Genomic DNA, 16,630 nt, shown 5'->3' on the forward strand with positions numbered 1-16,630 from the left:
AGGAGCGCGGGAGCCCGAGTGCTGACGTCCCTCCACATCGACGCCGCCGCGCCGACGGTCCGCTTCCGCGATTCCACCCGGACGGGGTGGGTGCTCGCCGCCGTGGCGATGCTCCCCGCGGCCGTGCTCCGCGCCGGGGACCTCGCGGAATCCGACACCTTCTGGCAAATCCGGACCGGCGGGTGGATCCTCGCGCACGGCGTGGTGCCGGCCGTCGACCCCTTTCCCGGCGCCGCCGCCGGTCGTCCGTGGCGCGAGAACTCCTGGGGCTTCAACGTGCTGCTCGCGATGGCCCACGGCCTCGGCGGCCTGCCCGCGGTCGCCGTGCTCGGCGCGCTGCTCGTGCTGGTGATCGCGGCACTCGTGCTCGAGCTCGCCCGTCGGCTCGGGGCGTCGCCGTTCCCCGCCGGCCTCGTGCTCGTCGCGGGCGTCCCGCTGCTCATCCAGTGGCTGACCGTGCGGCCGCAGCTCGCCGACTACCTCGCGGTGCTCGGCCTCGTGCTGGTCGCCCGTGAGGCGCCCGGACGGCGTCCGCTGCTCCGGCTCGTCGCGGTCGCGGTGATCGCGGTGGTCTGGGCGAACCTCCACCCCGGCACGCTGCTCGGCGCGGCGGTGCTCGCGCTCGCCGCGCCGGCGTCGCTGCGGACGCCTCGGAGGGCCGCCTGGCTGCTCGCCGCGGCCGTCGTCGTGCCGGTCGCCTCGCTCCTCAACCCGTACGGCGCGGCGGTGCTCGTGCAGGCCGCCGACGTCCGTGCCGCCGCGGGCGGTCTCGTCGAATGGCAGCCCCTGAACCTGTTCGACCTCGTGCACGTCGTCCCGTTCCTCGTCGGGGTCGCGGGGCTCGTGCTCGCCGTGCGCCGGCGGGAGCCGGTGCTCGTCGCCGCGCTCGCCGTCGCCGACGTCGCGTCCGTGGCTGCGATCCGGTTCCTGCCGCTGGCCGTGCTGCTCGCGCTGCCCGTGCTCGCGACGCTCGACCGGGTCCCTCCCGTCGCCGACTACCTCCGCAGCCGCCGCCGGCTGCTCCGTCGTGCGGCAGCCGTCGCCGTGGGCGCCTTCGCCGTCGTCGCGTTCCCGAACCTGCTGCACATCGGGCAGCCCGACCCGGCGCGCTTCTCGCCGGCGGTCGTCGCGGCGATCCCCCCGGGGTGCCGGATCCTCAACGGCTACGACCTCGGTGGCGAGGTGCTGCTCGAGCGTCCCGATGTGCCGGTCTCCATCGACTCCCGCGCGGAGCTGTACGGCGCCGCGGCCGTCGCCCGGCAGAGCGCGCTCGAGGCCGGGCGCATCGACCCGGGCGAGGCGCTCGCGGGCGTCGACTGCGTCCTCGTCCCCGCCCGGAGCGGCATCGCGCACCGTCTCGCCGCGGAGAGCGGCTGGCACCGGGAGCGGGCGGACGCCGCCGCGGTGCTGTACGTGCGGGGACCGGCGTGACCGTCGCCGCGGGCACCCACGGTCGGGCGGCGACCCGGCGCGACGCTCCTGCGATCGGGTGGCCCGTCTCCGCGGCGCTCGGCCGATCGCCCTGGACGCTCGCGTGGCTCGCGCTCGTGCCGATCGCGATCGTCCGGGCCGGCACGCTGACCGAGTCGGACACCTTCTGGCAGATCCGGGCCGGGCTCGAGATCCTCCGGCAGGGCCGGATCCCGACGGTCGACACGTTCTCCTGGACCGCCTACGGGTCGCCGTGGACGTTGAACTCCTGGGGCTTCGATCTCGCGCTCGGCCTCATCCACCGGATCGGCGGACTGCCTGCCGTCGCGCTCGCCGGGGCGGCGCTGGTGCTGCTCGTGCTGGGGCTCGCTCTGGGCCTCGCGCGATCGCTCGGGGCGGCGGCGGGACCAGCCGGTGCCGTGCTGTGGGGGGCGGCGGTGCTGCTCGTCGGCTGGTTCTCGATCCGGCCGCAGCTCGTCGACTACGCCGCGACGCTCGCGCTCGTCCTGCTGCTTCGCGCCCTCCTCGCCGCACGGCGTCCCTCCCTCGTGCTCGTCGGGATCGCTGCGCTCACGGTGGTGTGGGTGAACGCCCACGCCGCCGCCCTGTTCGAGGTCGGGGTTCTGGGGGCTGCGTCCGCGCTGGCCGCCCTGGCGCCCTCGGCCAGACGCCGGAGCCGCCGCCTCCTGCTCGCGCTGGGAGTCGGGGCGGTCGCGTGCCTGCTGAACCCCTACGGGGCGGGGGTCTTCACGCAGACCGCGACGGTCCGGTCGGCCTCGAGCGGCCTGATCGCCGAGTGGCAGCACGTCGACCCGGCGAACGCCGGCCAGCTGCTGCTGCTCGCGCTCGGCGCCGCGGCGCTGCTGCTCGCCCTCCGCCGGAGCGAGCCGGTGCTCGCCGCCGCGCTGCTCGTCGCCGGTGCGGGCGGGGTGACCGCGATCCGGCTCCTGCCGGTGCTCGCGCTGCTCGCCGCGCCGATGATCGCCGCGGCCTGCTCGACGGCATCGGCGCTCGGCTACCTGCGCTCGAGGCGCCGGCTGGTGACCGCGGCGGCGGCTGCGGCATCGCTCGCCATGCTCCTGCTCGCCGCGCCGGCACTGACGCACCTCGGGCACCCGGAGCCGTCGCTGTACCCGGGTCGCGCGGTGACCTCCGCGATCCCGTCCGGCTGTCGGCTCTTCAACGGCTACGAGCAGGGCGGATACCTGGTGCTCGAGCGCCCGGATGTGCGCGTCTCCGTCGACTCGCGCAACGACCTGTACGGCGCGGACGCCGTGCTGAGCGACGTGCGCGCGGTCGCATCCGCCGATCCCGGTGTGGTCCCGGCTGAAGCCGGGTGCGCCGTCCTGCCGGCCCGGGCGCCGCTCGCGGCGGCCCTCCGCGCCGACCCTGCCTGGCGGCCGCTCGGCCACGACCTGGCCGCCGTGCTGCTCGTCCGGCGCTGAGCGGCCGTTCAGGCCGGCGTTCAAGTTGCGTTCAGGGGCCCGTTCCTCGCCCTCGGCAGGCCCTACCGTCCGTGGCATGTCGAGCGACCGCGCCCCCGAGGGCCCCCGCGCTGTGCGGCTCGTGGGGCTCGACGGGCTGCGTGGGCTCGCGGCGGTCGCCGTGCTCGCGAACCACACCGCCGAGCACGCGTCCGGCGTCGACGCCGGTCCGCTGCGCATCCTGCTCGAGCTCGGGGCGCAGGGCCTGACGGTCTTCTTCGTGCTCTCCGGCTTCCTGCTCTACCGGCCGTTCGCGGCCGCGGTCCTCGACGGCGCGCCGCTGCCCGCGACGGGCCGGTACCTGCGGAACCGCGCGTTGCGCATCCTCCCGGCGTACTGGGTCGTGCTCCTGCTCGCCGGCTTCGTGCTCGGGCTCGCCTACCTGCACGGCGACACGATGTACTTCACCCGGCCGGGCGACGTGGGCCGCCTCACGGACCCGCTCACCGCGGCGGCGAACCTGCTGCTCGTGCAGACCTTTCTCCCCGCGACGATGCTGACGGGGATCGCGACGGCGTGGTCGCTCACGACGGAGGTCTCCTTCTACCTGGTGCTGCCGCTGCTCGCGGCCGGGGCCGCGGCGCTGGCGCGTCGCGCGCTGGCGCCGCGGATCGCGGCGCTGGCGCCCGCCGTGCTGCTTCTGGCCACAGGCGCGGTGTTCGTGCTCGCCCTCACCGCGACGAAGGCCCATCTCGACCAGACCGCGTCCTGGTACGCCTCCTGGGGGCCGACCGGGAGCGCGGTGCTCGAGCGGTCGTTGCTGACCCAGGCGGCCCTCTTCGGCCTCGGCATGCTCGTCGCCTGGGCGGTCGAGGTGCGGCGTCGCTCGGGACGGTTCTTCCTGGCGCCGCTGATGCGTGGGCTCCTCCTGTCGCTGGCGCTCGCCGTCGCCGCGCGCGGCGTCCTCGAGGACCTCGTCGGCAACAACGTCCTCGGGGTCGCCGCCGCCGTCGTGCTCTACACGGTGGTGCTGCCGACGTCGGCGGGTCGCGCGTCGCTCCTCACGCGGCTGCTCGACACGCGCGCCCTGCGCGGGCTCGGCGAGATCAGCTACAGCGTCTACCTCTGGCACCTGCCCGTCATCACCTGGCTCGTCGTCTCGGGGTGGGCACGTCCGGGGCCGCTCGGCCTCGTCGCGAACGTCGGGGTGGTGCTGCCGGTCACGCTGGCGCTCGCGACCGCCACCTACCTGCTCGTGGAGCGGCCGGCGCTCCGCCTGAAGGGCAGGGCGCGGACGAGCGGTCGTGCGCCTGCTGGCGGGGCGGTGGTCCCCGCCGGAGCCGTCGACCCCAGGGACGTGGTCGCGACCGGGACCCCCGCCTGATGGCGCGCCCGCGGCCCCGTTCAGGATCTGAACGATTCCTTGCTCGCCGAGAGAGCCTCCCGGCAACCTGCTTCGGCGTGCCGCAGCAGGGCGGCGCCCAGCTCGCCCGCAGGCCGGGCAGGAGGCGGATCGGAACCATGCTGACGAAGCGGCGAGGTGCATCAGGCGCGCGACGCGTCTCGGTGGTCCTCGCCGCGCTCACCGGGCTGGCATCGCTCGGCCTCACCGGCTGCAGCGCGCATCCGGCCGCGGCTCCGGCCGCCGCCGCGGCTCCGGGCTCGGGGCTGGAGCTCGTCGTGGGTGTGCACGCCGGACAGCCAGCGCCGCTGCTGCCCGCCTCCGTGCGCACGCAGGTCCAGGCCGCGGTCGCGGGCGAGCGCGCGGTCGGCCTCGTCACGGTCGAGGGCGCCCCTCGCGTGCTGCAGCCCGCGCTGCCGATGTCGCTGACCGAGACGACGTCGCAGGAACGCGTGGACGCCGATCGACGGAACGTCGACGCGGTCGACGCGCTCGTCCGTGCGGCGCGGCCGACGACGGCCGGCGCGGACCTGCTGGCGTCCCTCGTGACCGCGGCGAAGGCCGCACGCTCCGCTCCGGACCCCGTCGACCGGGTCGTCGTGCTCGACAACGGCCTGAGCGACCACGGCGCGCTCGACTTCACGAAGCCCGGCATGACCGACGCGGCTCCCGGCGACGTCGTGGCGGCGTTGCTGAAGCGGCAGGTGCTCACGCCGAGCACCTTCCACGGGCTGACCGTCGAGTTCGTCGGCCTCGGCACGACGATCGCGGCACCGCAGAAGCGGCTGCCGGCGAGCCAGGTCGCGGCGCTGACCGCCGTCTACACGGCGGTCGTCCGGGCCGGTGGGGGCACCGCGGAGGTCACCCCGCTCGTGCGGTCCGGTCGCGCCGCCGCCACCGACCTCCCGGTGACCGCGGTCGACACGGGTCAGGACCGCGTCGCGCTCGGGGGCACCTCGGCGCTCGGTGACGGCAGCTCCGTCGGCTTCGAAGCCGGCACCGCGACCTTCCGCGATCCCGCCGCCGCCCGCCGGCTCCTGCAGCCGCTCGCCCGCTGGCTCGCTCCCGGCAGCACGCACCGCGCCTCCGTGGTCGGCACCACGAGCTCCGAGGGCACCGCTTCGCAGCAGGACGACCTCGCGCTCTCCCAGGCGCGGGCGCAGGCGGTGAAGGACCTGCTCGTCACGCTCGGCGCCGATCCCGCCACGATCGAGGCGACGGGCAAGGGCTACATCGCGGACCCGCCCGACCGCGTGAACGGCGTGCTCGACCCGGCGAAGGCCGCGCAGAACCGCGTCGTCCGCATCACCACGACGATCTGAGCCGGGAAGCCCCGCCTACTGCCACACGTCGGTGATCGGCGCGGTCGTGGTCAGCGGGCTCAGCCCGAACGAGGCCTCGATCGTCGCGAGGTCGCTGTAGTGGTCGACCGCCTCGCTGTAGGCGCCGGGCTTCACGTGGGCTCCGGAGAACACGTTGAGGATGTGGTTGCCCGCGGTCTGGTCGTCCTCGTCGAAGGTGACGACGAGCAGCGAGTTGTGCGTCGCCGCCCATGTCGCATAGCCCGACAGGTGCGTCTTGAGCCAGGCGTCGCCCGCTGCGACCGAGCCGTCGTGCATGTCGTCGTTCTCGTCGGGCACGACGAGCGATACCTGCGGGAGCGTCGCGTAGTCGCTCGGGAAGGCCGAGAACGGCAGGTTCGTCGATGCCGAGGCGGTCTGCGTGAAGGTGGCGATCGGGTTGTGCTTCTTCGCGTAGGGGCCGGCCTCGCAGACGGTGGAGCCCGCGCTCGGGAGGGACTCCGAGTAGCCGGCGACCGTCCGGCCGGCGGCGAGCAGCTGCGCGCCGAGGTTGTTCGCGCTCAACGACGTGCAGCCGTCGCCCAGGACGCCCTGGTTCGACCCCGACCAGAGGGAGAGGTAGTTGGGCTGCGACGGGTGCCCCTCCGCGTGGGCGGCGGTGAAGTTCGCGCCGCTCGCGATGAGGCTGTTCAGATACGGCTGGTTCGCGACCTCGTCGTAGGCGTGGTTCTCCTCGACCACGACGACGACGTGGTCGAACTGCGGCACACCGCCCTGCGCGGGTGCGCTCGTCGTCGGAGCGGTCGGCGTGGGGCTGGGGCTCGCCGGAGTCGTGCTCGTATCGGTGGGATGCGGCGCGGGATCCGACGGCGGCGCCGGGACGGACGGCGGGGTCGGGGCCGCGTCGCCGCTCCGGTCGCCGACCGTCGCGGTGCTCGAGCGCTCGGTGGGGCGCGACGAGGGCCCGGCGTCGATGCGCTCGGTGGTGCTCGGCGTCTCGGTCGCGTCGTCGTCGCTCGCGCTCGCCTCCGCCTCGCCCTGGTCGTCGGCGTCGACGGGGGAGCCGTTGGCGACGATCGGACCGGCGTGCATCCCGCGCTGCGCCCGGTCGAGCTTTGCGTGCCCCAGGGCCTCGCCCTGGGGCGCGCGCACGATCGGCGGGGTCTCGGCGGCGGCGATGCCGACCCCGGTGATGACGAGGGCGCCGGTGAGCGCCGAGGCGACGACGAGACGTTGGGGGGTCATTTCGCTCCTGACGACGAGGACGGCCGACGACCGGGGGACGAACCGGTCGGTCGAGGGGGATCGCGGAGGAGTGTGCGCGCGGACCCGCTCCCTGCCGCCGTGACACGCGGATTGGGGGCAAGGCGGAGTTGTGACACGCCGGTGGGGCGCGGCTCGAGATGGCCGCGTCGCTGATAGGGGTCGCCGCGGCGCCGGCAGGACCGGGTGGCGGTTCCGGTCGGGACGCGTGCGAGAGCAGCCGACCCCACGGTGCCGCGCCGCGGCTCGTCCCGGAGCGGGCGCAGCGGTAGGCGGCGAGGCGGGCCCGGGCGTCGGTGGTGGTCGTCGAGAGCCCCGGCTGGACCAGCCGGGGCTCTCGGGGGTCGGACGGCGCCGTCGCTACGGCGCCGTCGGGTTCGTGTACGAGAACGTGCCCGGGATCGAGTAGGTCGCATGCGACGTGGTGTCCGCGATCGAGACGTTCGAGTACGAGACGCCGACGAAGGTGGTGGTCTGGCCCCTCGGGCAGCTGAAGCCGAGGGCGGACGCGGTCGGCGGGGTGAGCGTCTCCGTGCCGCGGATGTTGCCGCTCTTGTCGGCGGTGAACGTGCCGTCCCTCGAGACGTCGGACGCCGTGGTGGTCTTGTTCGAGGCGGAGGGGTTCTTGTTCCCGCCGTTCACGCACTCGTAGGTGGTGACCGCCGTCGCGCGGGTCAGAACGGACTCCGCGGAGCCGGCGGCGAGGCCGGCCTCCTTGAAGGTCGTGACCAGGGACGAGCCGTTGAGCGAGGCGCCGGTGGCGCTGCCGATGAAGTGGCCGTTCCCCGCGGCGAGCGCCGGTGGCGCGGCGCCCACCGCGAGGACTGCGGGGAGACAGGCTGCGAGCAGCAGGCTGCGTGGGGACATGAGATCGCTCCTGAACGTCGTCGGTCTGGAACGACGGACCGAGGCGGTCCGCCCGTCGCGGACGTTAGCCCTCGCTGACGTCGAGCCGTAGGGCCGAAGGGATGAGGGCCGTACCCCGTCGCCCCCCGTCAGGGGGACATGTGTAGACCGACCGTTCCACAGGTGGCATCCTGATGGCATGCCGGTCGGGGGAACGGTGCTGCTCGCGGTGATCGCGGGGTGGCTGTCGCTGAGCGTGGTGCTCGCGCTCGCGATCGGTCGCGCCATCCGCATCGCCGATCGCCGCACACCGCGCAAGTCGCCGGCTCGGCATCGCAGGTCGGCGCGGAGGAGGGCGCCGCGGCGTCCGTCGGTGAGCCGTCGCCCCGGAGCGCGACGCGGGGACTAGCCCTGGCGCAGTACCGGTGGTGGGACTCGAACCCACACGTCTCGCGACAGAGCATTTTGAGTGCCCCGCGTCTGCCATTCCGCCACACCGGCCCGCGCTCCCGGCCGAGCCGGGAGGCGTGGTCCATACCCTAGGCTCGGTGCCGTGGCAGAGAACGCAACCGGCGCGCCCCGCCGCGTCGTCGTCGCGGAGGACGAGTCCCTGATCCGGCTCGACATCGTCGAGATCCTGCGGGACAACGGGTTCGACGTGATCGGCGAGGCCGGTGACGGTGAGACGGCGGTCCAGCTCGCGACCGAGCTCCGGCCCGACGTGGTCGTCATGGACATCCGCATGCCGCAGCTCGACGGCATCAAGGCGGCGGAGCGCCTCACGAAGGACCACATCGCACCCGTCGTGCTCCTCACCGCGTTCAGCCAGAAGGAGCTCGTCGAGCAGGCGAGCGAGGCGGGTGCGCTCGCGTACGTGGTGAAGCCGTTCACGCCGAACGACCTGCTGCCCGCCATCGAGATCGCCCTGGCCCGCTACGCGCAGATCGTCGCCCTCGAGTCCGAGGTCGCCGACATGGTCGAGCGCTTCGAGACCCGCAAGCTGGTCGACCGCGCGAAGGGTCTGCTGAACGAGAAGATGGGCCTCAGCGAGCCCGAGGCGTTCCGCTGGATCCAGAAGGCCTCGATGGACCGCCGCCTCACGATGCACGACGTGGCCCAGGCGGTCATCGAGCAGCTCGCGCCGAAGAAGTAGCCGCTCCGGGGCCTTCGGGGGTCGCAGTTCGCGTCGGAATCGCGAGCTCTGAGCGACTCGACGTGCGACCGGTCCTTGATCAACCGAGGACGTAGCGCGCGACCCGTCGCGCGAGGGCCGCGCGGCGAGCCGCGGTGCGGAGGTCGTCGGCCGTGGCGCGCAGCACGATCCAGCCGGCATCGCGGAACCGCTCGTACCGCTCGACGTCGGAGCGGAACCGGCCCTCGTCGGAGCCCTGCCGGGCGCCCTCGTACTCGAGCAGCACCTTCCGATCTCGCCAGACCAGGTCCGCGGTGCCCAGGAAGGACCCGTCGTCGCCGACGATGACCCCGTTGAGCTCCGGCTCGGGCAGGCCTGCTCGCAGGAGCAGCAGACGGATGCGGGTCTCACCCGGCGGCCAGCACCTCGGCCGGGTGAACGCGAGCGCCTCACGCAGGGCCGGGGAACCCGCCCACCGCCCCTCGTCGAGAGCGCTTCGCAGCGCCGTGCGCCACTCGTCGGCCCGGCCGTCGGCCATGTGCAGCAGTGCATCGGCGGCGACCACGAGGTCGTCGACGGTGAGCATCGAGCCGAGCTGGCACCACACCTCCTCCGGAGCGCAGACGGGCAGGCCGCGGGCCTCCACCACGCGCGGCTGCCGCGCGAGCCGGTGCCCGACGACGCCGGCCGCTCGCGGCTCCGCGGGCGCACCGCGACGACGTGCAGCGGTGTCGCGGTCTCGAGCGTCCGGGGGAGCGGGAGGTCGAGCAGCTGCGCTGCCGTGGTGTGGCTGAACGCCTGGCCCGGACGCATGCGCGTGGCGTAGGCGGAGCACGCGTCGAGCAACGTCTCCGGTGGCGCGAGCGTGTGCACGCCGCGGAACGGCGAGTGCAGGTCACGACGTCGCAGCCGGTTCTTGTCGAGACCCGCGCCCCGCGCCTCGCCGGAGGAGAAGGGGGCTGAGCGCAGGGGTTCGGGGAGCGGTGCGGGTCGTCGCATCGGGTGATGGTGACCTGCGGGCGCCCTCGCGACCGCGCTGTTCACAGGGGCGCCGCCGCGACGTCGCTCATCCACAGGGCGCTGCGGAGCGGATCCAGTCGCACTCGGCGTCGGAATCGCGCCGGGGGAGCGACGCGAACTGCGACGTGACGACGGGGGACCGACTCGAGTCGCGACTCGGGTCGCTTCGAGGCGGCGGGGAGGAGGGTGCGTCAGCTGTCGCGGAGGAGGTTCGTCATGCGCACGGTCGAGAGGCGGTGGCCCTGCTCGTCGCGGATCACCGTCTGGTGCGTGCAGAGCGTGCGGCCGAGCACGAGCGCCTCGCAGGTCGCCGTCACGACGCCGGAGGTCGCGGCGCGGCTGTGCGTCGCGTTGATCTCGATGCCCACCGCGTAGCGGCCGGGACCCGCGTGCACCGCGGACGAGACGCTGCCGAGCGACTCGCCGAGCACCACGTGGGCGCCGCCGTGCAGCAGCCCGACGACCTGCCGGTTGCCCTCGACGGGCATCCGCGCGACGGAGCGTTCGGCGCCGATCTCGAGGAACTCGATGCCCATCTTCACCGCGAGCTCGCCCCCGCCCGACTCGACCAGGCGCGCCACGAGCTCCGGGTCGAGACCTTCGGGCAGCAGCACGGACGGACCTTCCTCGGGCGGCCGGAGGGGGTCGGACCCGCTCACTAGGCTGGCCGGGTGCCGGACGGTTCGAAGCCTACGCTGCTCGTCGTCGACGGGCACTCGCTCGCGTTCCGGGCGTTCTACGCCCTCCCCGTCGACAGCTTCACCACCTCCGACGGGCAGCACACGAACGCGATCCACGGGTTCCTGTCGATGCTGCTCCTGCTCCTGCAGAAGGAGCGGCCGAGCCACCTCGCGGTCGCCTTCGACATCTCGCGCTTCTCGTTCCGCAGCCGCGAGTACCCGGAGTACAAGGGCACGCGCAACGAGACGCCGCCGGAGTTCAAGGGCCAGGTGCCCCTGCTCCAGGAGGCCCTCAAGGCGATGAACGTGCCCACGGTCACGAAGGAGGACTTCGAGGCCGACGACATCCTCGCCACCCTCGCGACGCAGGGGAAGGAGCAGGGCTTCGAGGTCCTCGTCGTCTCCGGCGACCGCGACACGATCCAGCTCGTGAACGACGACGTCACGCTGCTCTACCCGTCGGTCCGCGGCGTCTCCGAGCTCACGCGCTACGACACGGCCCGGGTCCGCGAGCGCTACGGCATCGAGCCGTACCAGTACCCCGAGATCGCCGCGCTCGTCGGCGAGACGAGCGACAACCTCCCCGGCATCGACAAGGTCGGCGAGAAGACCGCCGTCAAGTGGATCACCCAGTACGGCTCGCTCGAGAACCTCCTCGAGCACGCCGACGAGATCAAGGGCGTCGTCGGCAACAACCTCCGCGAGCAGCGCGGCAACGCCGAGCGCAACCGCCGGCTCAACCGGCTGCTCACCGACGTCGAGCTGCCCGTCGGGCCGCAGGACCTCGTGCGGCGCCCGATCGACGAGGACGCCGTCCGGGAGGTGTTCGGGCGGCTCCAGTTCCGCACGCTGCTCGACCGGGTGCTGAAGCTCGAGGGCGGCGGCGCGGCCGGCTCCGCGCCCGTCGCCGAGAACGACGCCGACGCGGCGCCGCCCGCGCCGAAGCCGAAGCAGCTGCTCGACGAGGAGCTGCAGACGTGGTTCGAGCGCATGCGCGCCGCGCACCCCGAGGGCCTCGGCCTGCAGATCGAGGCGCAGGGCAGCACGATCGTGAGCATCGGCGTCGCGGGCGCCGACGAGACCGTCGACCTGCCCTGGCAGGCGGGCCGCCGCGACTACGCGCCGCTCGAGGCGTGGCTCGCCGACCCGGCGGCGCCGAAGCTCCTCCACGACGCGAAGAGCCAGCTCAAGGTGCTCGCCGCGAACGGGCTCCCGCTCGACGGCGTCGCGTTCGACACGGTGCTCGCCGCGTGGCTGCTGCGCCCGAGCGGCCAGGACAAGTCGCTCGCCGACGTCGTCGACCGGTTCCTGCAGGAGCGCCTGCCCGAGACCGACCCCAACCAGCTCGTCGCCGACCTCGACGGCGCCAGCCCCGCGCCGACCCACGCGTGGTACGTGCTCCGTGCCGCGCACGCGCTGAAGGAGGGCATCGACGATCGCACCCTGCAGGTGCTCCGCGACATCGAGCTGCCGACGCTCCGCGTGCTCGCGCAGATGGAGCGCGCCGGGGTCGCGGTCGACGCCGGCGCCCTCGACGCCCTGAACGCCGAGCTGTCGGCCCGCATCGCCGACCTCGCCGACGAGGCGTACCTCATCGTCGGGCACGAGCTGAACCTCGGCTCCCCGAAGCAGCTGCAGGACGTGCTCTTCGGCGAGCTCGGCATGCCGGGCACCCGCCGCACGAAGACCGGCTTCTCCACCGACGCCGACGCGCTGCTCGACCTGCAGGCGAAGAACCCGCACCCGTTCCTCGACGTGCTGCTGCAGCACCGCGACGCGTCGAAGCTGAAGCAGATCCTCGAGACCCTGCAGCGCGGCATCTCGTCCGACGGGCGCATCCACACGACCTACGTGCAGACGGGCACGACGACGGGCCGCATCTCGTCGAACGACCCGAACCTGCAGAACATCCCCATCCGCGCCGAGGAGGGCCGGCGCATCCGCGCGGCCTTCGTGGCGGGGGAGGAGTACCCGGCGCTGCTCACCGCCGACTACTCGCAGATCGAGATGCGCATCATGGCCCACCTCTCCGAGGACGCGGGGCTCATCGAGGCGTTCCACTCTGGCGAGGACCTGCACCGCTTCGTCGGCTCCCGGGTGTTCGGGGTGCCGCCCGCCGAGGTCACGGCGTTCATGCGCACGAAGGTGAAGGCGATGTCGTACGGCCTCGCCTACGGCCTCTCGGCGTTCGGGCTCGCGCAGCAGCTGCGCATCGACCGCCGCGAGGCGGAGGACCTCATGGCCGGCTACTTCGAGCGTTTCGGCGGGGTGCGCGACTACCTCCGCAACGTCGTCGAGCAGGCCCGCGTCGACGGCTACACCGAGACGATCTTCGGTCGGCGGCGGCCGTTCCCCGACCTGAACAGCCCGAACCGGGTGCTCCGCGGAAACGCCGAGCGCGCGGCCTTGAACGCGCCGATCCAGGGCACCGCGGCCGACATCATGAAGCTCGCGATGATCGGTGTCGCCGCCGACCTCCGCGAGCACGGGATGCGCTCCCGCATGCTGCTCCAGGTGCACGACGAGCTCGTCATCGAGGCCGCGGAGGGCGAGCACGACGAGCTCGCGCGCATCGTCAGCGAGCGGATGGCCGCCGCGGCCACGCTGCGGGTGCCGCTCGAGGTGCAGGTCGGCTTCGGGCACGACTGGGACGCCGCCGCGCACTGACCGGGTACCCCCGGAACGGGGGCTGCGAGCGCGCTCCGGGCGCGTCGAACGCGCTGTTGACCTTGTCGGCGGTGCAGTGTTCACTACGTCGAGGTCGACGGGGACCGTCCCGTTGCCTGACGCATCCGCCTTCCGATCCGGCTCCGCCAAAGGGGTAACTCAGGACCCATGTCCGCCTACACACCGACAGTCACGGGCACGGGCCCGAGAGCGGCTGTCCAGCGCTTCGGCGCCTTCCTCGCCGGCATGATCATGCCGAACCTCGGTGCGTTCATCGCCTGGGGTCTCATCACCGCGCTGACGATCCAGAACGGCTGGATCAACCTCATCGCGCGCGCGGTGCACGCGGTGCCCGCGACGGGCACGGTCGCCGCGGCCGATCAGATCAGCACCCTCGTCGGGCCGATCATCGTCTTCCTGCTGCCGATCCTCATCGGCTACACGGGTGGCCGCCTCGTCCACGGTCAGCGCGGCGCCGTCGTCGGCGCCATCGCCACGATGGGCGCCGTCGTCGCCCCGGTCGCGCTGCACCTCGCCCCGGCGGGCCTCGCGGCGCCGAAGGACATCACCGGTCTCGGCCCGAACTTCCTCGCCGGCTTCATCATGGGCCCGCTCACGGCCCTGATCCTGAAGCTCTGGGACCGGGTGGTCGACGGCAAGCTCGCCTCCGGCTTCGAGATGCTCGTCGACAACTTCTCCGCCGGCATCATCGGCGGCGCGATGGCGGTCGTCGGCATCTACGTGCTCGGCCCGCTCATCATCGCGGTCAACACCGGCCTCGGCACGGTGGTCGACTTCCTCGTGAAGACCGGGCTGCTGCCGCTCGCGTCGATCATCGTCGAGCCGGCGAAGGTGCTGTTCCTGAACAACGCCATCGGCAACGGCGTGCTCGTCCCCCTCGGCGCCCAGCAGGCGCACGGCGGCGGCACCTCGATCCTGTTCATGATCGAGTCGAACCCCGGCCCGGGCCTCGGCATCCTCACCGCGATGATGCTGTTCGGCCCGCGCGCCGTGCGCCCGACGGTGCCGTCCGCGATGGTCGTGCACTTCCTCGGCGGCATCCACGAGATCTACTTCCCGTACGTGCTGATGAAGCCGATCCTCATCATCGCCGCGATCCTCGGCGGGGCCGCCGGTGTCGCCACGTTCGTGCTGCTGAACGGCGGCCTGATCGCGCCGGCGTCGCCGGGCTCGATCATCGCCTACATCCTCGTGTCGCCGCCCCAGAAGATCCTCGTGAACATCATCGGGATCCTGGTCGCCGCGATCGTGTCGTTCGTCGTCGGCTCCCTGCTGCTCGGCTTCGGCCGCAACGAGAAGACCGCGATGGACCTCGACGAGGCCAACGCCACCAACGCCCGCAACAAGGGCCGGAAGACCGCGGTCGCCGGCGCCTGAGCGCACCGACGACCTCGAGGAGGCCGGGCCGGGGGAGCGATCCCTCGCCCGGCCTTCGCCGTTCCCGCCGGAGTAGTGTTCGGAACCAGCCGAGCGAAGGGGCGGAACGAGACCATGACAACGATCGACGGGTCGAGCATCAAGAAGCTGATCGTGGCGTGCGACGCCGGTATGGGCAGCAGCGTGATGCTCGCCGGACAGCTGAAGAAGCAGCTGAAGAAGAACGGCGTGACGGTCGAGCACTCGCCGGTCGCGCACATCCCGGCGGACGCCGACCTCGTCGTCACCCAGGCCGGTCTCGCGGACCGCGCCCGCGGCGTCGTGCCCGACGTGCCGGTCGTGCCGTTCCAGCTGTTCCTCGGAGACCCGAAGGTCGCGAAGATCGTGAAGGCCATCCAGGACGGCACGAGCGTCGAGGTCTGAACCGATGGCGCAGGCTGCACTGACCGACCTCCTGCAGGAGGAGTCCATCCGCCTCGACTGCACCGCCACCGACCGGCTCGACGCCGTGCGGCAGTGCGGTCAGGCCCTCGTGGCCGTGGGCGCCGCCGACGAGACCTACGTCGACGCCATGCTCCAGCGCGAGCAGAGCGTCTCCACCTTCGTCGGTGAGGGCGTCGCGATCCCGCACGGCACGCTCGCGGGCAAGGAGTCGGTGAAGCGCGACGCGCTCGTCGTGCTCCGCTTCCCCGACGGCGTCGACTGGGACGGCAACGACGTCCGGGTCTGCGTGGGCATCGCCGCGGCGGGCGGCGGACACGTCGCGATCCTGTCCCAGCTGGCCGAGATCCTCCTCGATCCGGCCAAGGCGGAGCGGCTACGCTCGGCCACGGACGCCCAGCAGGTGTACGACCTGCTGACGCCCGACGAGGACTAGCGCGACCCGTCCGGGATCGCCGTTCAGCTAGGGGAGGACCATGCCAGAGCGCACCGTGACCGTCGCCTCGAGCGTCGGGCTGCACGCCCGGCCGGCGTCGCTGTTCAGCCAGGCCGCCGCGAAGGCGGGGGTGCCCGTCACCCTCACCACGAAGGCCGGCAAGAGCGTCAACGCCGCGAGCATCCTCGGCATCCTGTCGCTCGGCATCGGGCACGGCGAGGAGGTCACGCTCTCGGCCGACGGCGACGGCGCCGACGCGGCCCTCGACTCGCTCGTCCAGCTGCTCAGCACGGACCTCGACAAGGAGTAGCCGCGCCGGGGGCGCCCATCAGGCGACGAGCCGGGCCGCCTCCGCCGCGAGCGGCGTCGTCTCGAGGTCGAGCGTCGCGAGATCGATCCGGGTGACCGACTCCGCGGGCAGCGCCGCCCAACCAGCCGGGTCGAGCCCCGTCGAGGCGACGAGCACGCCGCCCTCCTCCGTGCGGCGCCAGCGCAGCAGGTAGTAGCCCTCCTCGTGGTGCCGCGGCAGCTCGGCGCTCGTGAGCCCGCTGGCGCGGAACTCGTGCAGCGGCACCGGCACGCCGTCGCTCGCGTGCACCGCGATGAGCTCCCGTGGCGTCAGCAGGAGCGCGTTGGCGCTCCGCGTCGGGAAGGCCTCCCGCAGCGCCGCGGCGGTGGCGGCCGCCGCCTCGACGGCCGACGCGCCCTCGTCCATGCGCGAGCGGATCGCCGCGAAGTAGCGCTCGCTGTCCGTGGTGCCGGTGAGCCCGGCGGCCCGCGCGGGGGAGACGAGCCGCTCGAGCGGTCCGTCGGTGGGGACGGAGCCGTTATGGGCGAAGGCGAGCCCGTCGTCCGTGAACGGATGCGTGTTGTCGGCGGTGCAGGCCATGCCGCGCGTGGCCAGCCGCAGGTGCACGAGGCGGGCGGCGGCGGCGTCGCGCTCGAGCATCCGCTCGAGCACCGGGTCGACGTGCCCCGCACCGGGCACCCGGGACGCCTCGAGACCCTCCGGCCCGTGCCACGCGGTGCCCCAGCCGTCCCGGTGCAGCCGGGCCATGCTGCGGAAGACGGCGCTGCCGTCCCGGCCGAGCGCGGCGGTCACGGTGGTGGGCGTGCGGGCGGCGAGCCCGAGCAGTCGGCACAAAGGGCGGTCTCCTCGTCGTGGTGGCCGCGGTGTCGCGGCCCGATC

At 73.4% G+C, this 16,630-nt stretch carries 16 protein-coding genes and 1 tRNA gene; 11 read left to right on the forward strand and 6 right to left on the reverse strand.

Annotated elements, in window-relative coordinates; genetic code table 11:
- Positions 1-18: 18 nt before the first annotated feature.
- The 4 genes from QDR37_RS10545 (at position 19) to QDR37_RS10560 (ending at position 5,579) form a co-directional block, all read left to right on the forward strand.
- Positions 19-1,431, forward strand: a complete 1,413-nt coding sequence (locus QDR37_RS10545; protein ID WP_279713710.1) for a hypothetical protein — start codon at positions 19-21, stop codon at positions 1,429-1,431.
- Positions 1,428-2,876 (forward strand): hypothetical protein, encoded by a 1,449-nt coding sequence (locus tag QDR37_RS10550; protein ID WP_279713711.1) that lies wholly within the window; start codon positions 1,428-1,430, stop codon positions 2,874-2,876. Before QDR37_RS10545 ends, QDR37_RS10550 begins: the two co-directional genes overlap by 4 nt.
- A gap of 76 nt (positions 2,877-2,952) precedes the next feature.
- On the forward strand, positions 2,953-4,239 hold the full coding sequence (locus QDR37_RS10555; RefSeq protein ID WP_279713712.1) for an acyltransferase: 1,287 nt from the start codon (positions 2,953-2,955) through the stop codon (positions 4,237-4,239).
- Between the two features lie 137 nt (positions 4,240-4,376).
- Entirely contained in the window at positions 4,377-5,579 is a 1,203-nt protein-coding gene (locus tag QDR37_RS10560; RefSeq protein ID WP_279713713.1) for an OmpA family protein, read from the forward strand.
- A 15-nt stretch (positions 5,580-5,594) separates the two neighbouring features.
- Here QDR37_RS10560 and QDR37_RS10565 read toward each other — a convergent pair whose 3' ends face one another.
- The gene (locus tag QDR37_RS10565; RefSeq protein WP_279713715.1) at positions 5,595-6,803 is read right to left on the reverse strand and encodes an alkaline phosphatase family protein; all 1,209 of its coding nucleotides are present in this window, start codon (positions 6,801-6,803) and stop codon (positions 5,595-5,597) included.
- 378 nt (positions 6,804-7,181) lie between these two features.
- Positions 7,182-7,688, reverse strand: coding sequence for a hypothetical protein (locus QDR37_RS10570; protein ID WP_279713717.1), 507 nt, complete (start codon positions 7,686-7,688; stop codon positions 7,182-7,184).
- A 178-nt stretch (positions 7,689-7,866) separates the two neighbouring features.
- On the opposite strand from QDR37_RS10570, the gene QDR37_RS10575 reads away from it, so the two are divergent.
- Positions 7,867-8,076 (forward strand): hypothetical protein, encoded by a 210-nt coding sequence (locus QDR37_RS10575; RefSeq protein WP_279713718.1) that lies wholly within the window; start codon positions 7,867-7,869, stop codon positions 8,074-8,076.
- Positions 8,077-8,087: 11 nt separating this feature from the next.
- Here the strand turns inward: QDR37_RS10575 and QDR37_RS10580 are convergent.
- A tRNA-Leu gene (locus tag QDR37_RS10580) sits at positions 8,088-8,168 on the reverse strand.
- A gap of 52 nt (positions 8,169-8,220) precedes the next feature.
- On the opposite strand from QDR37_RS10580, the gene QDR37_RS10585 reads away from it, so the two are divergent.
- Complete coding sequence (locus tag QDR37_RS10585; protein WP_279713719.1) at positions 8,221-8,820, forward strand: response regulator; 600 nt, start codon at positions 8,221-8,223, stop codon at positions 8,818-8,820.
- Positions 8,821-8,899: 79 nt separating this feature from the next.
- Here QDR37_RS10585 and QDR37_RS10590 read toward each other — a convergent pair whose 3' ends face one another.
- Positions 8,900-9,448, reverse strand: a complete 549-nt coding sequence (locus QDR37_RS10590; protein WP_279713720.1) for a hypothetical protein — start codon at positions 9,446-9,448, stop codon at positions 8,900-8,902.
- A 562-nt stretch (positions 9,449-10,010) separates the two neighbouring features.
- Positions 10,011-10,433 (reverse strand): hotdog fold thioesterase, encoded by a 423-nt coding sequence (locus tag QDR37_RS10595; protein ID WP_279713721.1) that lies wholly within the window; start codon positions 10,431-10,433, stop codon positions 10,011-10,013.
- A 57-nt stretch (positions 10,434-10,490) separates the two neighbouring features.
- Here QDR37_RS10595 and polA point away from each other — a divergent pair, with 57 nt between their 5' ends.
- The 5 genes from polA to QDR37_RS10620 all read left to right on the forward strand — a co-directional run bounded on the left by polA (position 10,491) and on the right by QDR37_RS10620 (position 15,751).
- Positions 10,491-13,166, forward strand: a complete 2,676-nt coding sequence (gene polA / locus QDR37_RS10600; RefSeq protein WP_279713722.1) for a DNA polymerase I — start codon at positions 10,491-10,493, stop codon at positions 13,164-13,166.
- Positions 13,167-13,334: 168 nt separating this feature from the next.
- A complete protein-coding gene (locus tag QDR37_RS10605; protein WP_279713723.1) occupies positions 13,335-14,564 on the forward strand; it encodes a PTS mannitol transporter subunit IICB in 1,230 nt (409 codons plus the stop codon).
- Positions 14,565-14,678: 114 nt separating this feature from the next.
- The gene (locus tag QDR37_RS10610; protein ID WP_279713724.1) at positions 14,679-14,987 is read left to right on the forward strand and encodes a PTS lactose transporter subunit IIB; all 309 of its coding nucleotides are present in this window, start codon (positions 14,679-14,681) and stop codon (positions 14,985-14,987) included.
- 4 nt (positions 14,988-14,991) lie between these two features.
- Entirely contained in the window at positions 14,992-15,441 is a 450-nt protein-coding gene (locus tag QDR37_RS10615; RefSeq protein WP_279713725.1) for a PTS sugar transporter subunit IIA, read from the forward strand.
- 40 nt (positions 15,442-15,481) lie between these two features.
- Positions 15,482-15,751: an HPr family phosphocarrier protein gene (locus tag QDR37_RS10620; RefSeq protein ID WP_279713726.1), complete on the forward strand. Its 270-nt coding sequence runs from the start codon at positions 15,482-15,484 to the stop codon at positions 15,749-15,751.
- An 18-nt stretch (positions 15,752-15,769) separates the two neighbouring features.
- Here QDR37_RS10620 and QDR37_RS10625 read toward each other — a convergent pair whose 3' ends face one another.
- Positions 15,770-16,585, reverse strand: coding sequence for a class II glutamine amidotransferase (locus QDR37_RS10625; protein ID WP_279713727.1), 816 nt, complete (start codon positions 16,583-16,585; stop codon positions 15,770-15,772).
- Positions 16,586-16,630: the final 45 nt, after the last annotated feature.

It is taken from the genome of Amnibacterium sp. CER49 (genome assembly GCF_029846255.1).
Classification (GTDB): Bacteria; Actinomycetota; Actinomycetes; order Actinomycetales; family Microbacteriaceae; genus Amnibacterium.